This is a genomic window from uncultured Campylobacter sp. (genome assembly GCF_938045405.1).
Taxonomy (GTDB): domain Bacteria; phylum Campylobacterota; class Campylobacteria; order Campylobacterales; family Campylobacteraceae; genus Campylobacter_B.
Genome location: NZ_CALIMW010000238.1, coordinates 1 through 2739, shown reverse-complemented (window position 1 = coordinate 2739; position 2739 = coordinate 1). Strand labels below are relative to the sequence as shown.

At 50.0% G+C, this 2739-nt stretch carries 3 protein-coding genes and 1 pseudogene; 3 read left to right on the top strand and 1 reads right to left on the bottom strand.

The genetic code is table 11. The annotated features are described in order from the left end of the window. Positions 1-869: aryl-sulfate sulfotransferase (locus tag Q0140_RS09880; RefSeq protein WP_297964178.1), on the bottom strand; the 869-nt coding region annotated here is incomplete at its 3' end. Between the two features lie 234 nt (positions 870-1103). Between Q0140_RS09880 and Q0140_RS09875 the strand changes: the two genes are divergently transcribed. The 3 genes and pseudogenes from Q0140_RS09875 to Q0140_RS09865 all read left to right on the top strand — a co-directional run. Next, positions 1104-1760 (top strand): thiol:disulfide interchange protein DsbA/DsbL, encoded by a 657-nt coding sequence (locus Q0140_RS09875; protein WP_297964176.1) that lies wholly within the window; start codon positions 1104-1106, stop codon positions 1758-1760. A 9-nt stretch (positions 1761-1769) separates the two neighbouring features. Next, entirely contained in the window at positions 1770-2393 is a 624-nt protein-coding gene (gene dsbI / locus Q0140_RS09870; protein ID WP_297964174.1) for a protein-disulfide oxidoreductase DsbI, read from the top strand. A 39-nt stretch (positions 2394-2432) separates the two neighbouring features. Further along, positions 2433-2739 (top strand): annotated as a pseudogene (locus Q0140_RS09865) (histidine kinase); the annotation flags it as partial.

Sequence of the window (2739 nt, the reverse complement as noted above, 5' to 3'; positions counted from 1 at the left end):
TTTGCCGCGCGGAGGAAATAATGCCCGTTTTGCGCTACGTCCATGGAGTGCGAGAAGTCGTTGTAGCCCGCAGGTAGCTCGCGGTTAAAGATTTCGCGGCCCATTATGTCGTATTTGGCGTATCGCTGCCCATAGCCCCACGTCATCGCGCCGTCGTCGTTTTGCTTAAAGCCCATCATGACGCCCGCAGAAAAAGGCTGCTTGAGGTCGTAAATTTTACTCGGCTCCAGATACCAGCGCACTTCGCCTTTGGTGTCTAGGATGAAGTTGTTCGGGCTGTAGTTCCACTCGATCGCGCCGCCTGCAGGGTTGTTCCACACGACTTTGGTGCCTTTGCCGGTTTTATTTACGAAGTTATTTACGTAGTAAAGGCGGTTAGCAAATTTCGCGCTCGGAGCCTTTACGACCTCGATTTTATCAAACAGCGCGCCTTTTTGAGACGGCATGCCGGAGCTCTCCAAATAGATCGCCGGAGCGTAAATTTTATAGCTTTCTTTTACGTGCTCGGTTTGACCCTTGTAAATTTTATCATACTCGACCTCGACGGTATTTTGATAGTCGGGATAGAGCCCAAAAACCGGGATTCCGCCATGCGTGCGCAGGTGTTTATCGGCGACTTTATAGCTGATAACCTGACCGCCAGGCTTTGGTACGATAGTGACTTTCGCGTTTGCTAGCGTGTATCCGCCGTTTTTGATGACCGCCGTTAGAGGCGCGATGTCGTATGGGTTTACGACCACTTCGCCGATCTTGCCCGGGACGGCGTAGTCTATGTGCGCGCCGCTAGGTCCGCCGATAGCCAGCGCTGCGGTGCTTAGGCCGCCTAAAAGCGCCACAGCTAGCGCAAATGAGGAAAGAGTTCGCTTCATCTTATTCTCCTTTGAATTGGTTTGATATCGTAATTTTAATCAACCTCGCTAACGTAGAAATCACGCGTTTATTAAAACTTGCTTAATTGTAAAAAATAATTTCAAATTTTGGCTTTTGTGCCAAAATTTAGTCGAAATTTTATAAATTTAATCTAAAATTTATCTTAGCGTGAGTTTTGCGGCGGCGAGAGGATATAAAATTAACGCAAACAAAATCATTTTAAGGAGCATTCCATGAAGCTATTTTCTAAATTTAGCAAAGGCTTTTTAGCCGTAGCGATGTTTGGCGCCCTTAGCGCGGCCGCGTTTACCGAGGGCGAGGACTACGTAAAGCTCGAAAAACCGCTGCCTGTGGAGCAAAACACGCTAGTTAAGGTCTTTAGCTATGCGTGCCCGTTTTGCTACAAATACGACAAAACCGTCACGCCGAAGGTCGTAGAAAAGGTCGCGGGGCTAAAATACGTGCCGTTTCATCTAAAAACCAAGGGCGAATACGGCGAGGCGGCGAGTAAAATTTTTGCCGTTTTAGCCGTGATGGACGAGGAAAAGGGCGTGAGCCTGCTAGATGAAAACTCGCTGTTTAAAAAGGCTAAATTTGCCTACTACAAAGCCTATCACGATCAAAAGCAGCGCTGGAGCGACGGCAAGGACGAGGCTGCGTTTTTAAAGACGGGGCTTGACGCGGCGGGCATCAGCGAGGCGGACTATCAAAAAAGGCTAGAGGATCCCAAAGTCGCCGAACTGCTTAAAAAATGGGACGAGAGCTACGACGTAGCGAAAATCCAAGGCGTGCCGGCGTTCGTCGTAAACGGCAAATACCTAATCATGACGAAGTCCATCAGCTCTATCGACGGCATGGCGCAGCTAATTGAAGAGCTGCTTAAAAAATAGGGCGTGGGCATGAAATTTGCGGAAAAAATAACGAAATTCGGCGATAGCCGCCTGCCGTGGGCGATCCTCATAGCGGTGAGCGTGGGACTCGTGATCCTAGCGCACTCGCTGTTTCAAAACTACGTCTATATGCCGCCTTGCGAGCAGTGCGTCTATATCCGCTTTGCCTTTTTGTGCATGGCGCTGGGAGGGCTAGTCGCGATCATAAATCCTAAAAATTTGCTCCTCGCCGCAGTAGGCTACCTACTAGCCTTTTGGGGCGCGATCCAGGGCATAATGTATAGCGCCAAACTAATCAAAATCCACGACGCCGTCCACGGAGACGATCCGTTCGGCGTGCAGGGCTGCTCGACCGAGCCGCACTATCCGTTCGGCCTGCCGCTTGAGCGGTGGGCACCTGATTGGTTCTTGCCTACGGGCGACTGCGGCTACGATAATCCGATGGTACCCGACGGCGTCACGCTAAGCGGCTTTCAAAAATATCTCGTCGATCTTTACGAGGACGGCTGGTACCTCATCCCATCAAGCAAATTTATGTCGATGGCCGACTGCACACTCGTTGGCTTTGGCGTCTGCTTCGTCGTGCTCGCCGCGATGTTCGTTTGCAAAATTTTAACTCTGAAAAAAGCTTAAATCGGTCTAAATTTAGACCGATTTTGCTATACTCGCCGCATGAAAGCCTTACGCGAACATAATTTTAAAATTTACTTCATCATCATTTTTGCAAGCCTTTTCGTGGTGCTTTTGGGCGTGAAAAACTACGAGGACGCCAAGGCGCAGATCACGGCGCTCGCGGATAAAAACAAGATCGCCGCTAGCGAAAATATGGTCGGGAATTTCTCGTTTTGGCTGGACGAGCGGCTGCGCTCGCTGGTGCGCGCGGCTAAATTTATGCAAAACGCGGGCGCGATACGAGACGACGAGAAGCTCGGCGGCTTCATACGTCTTTTTAAAGAAAACTCCGCAGAATTCGATGCCT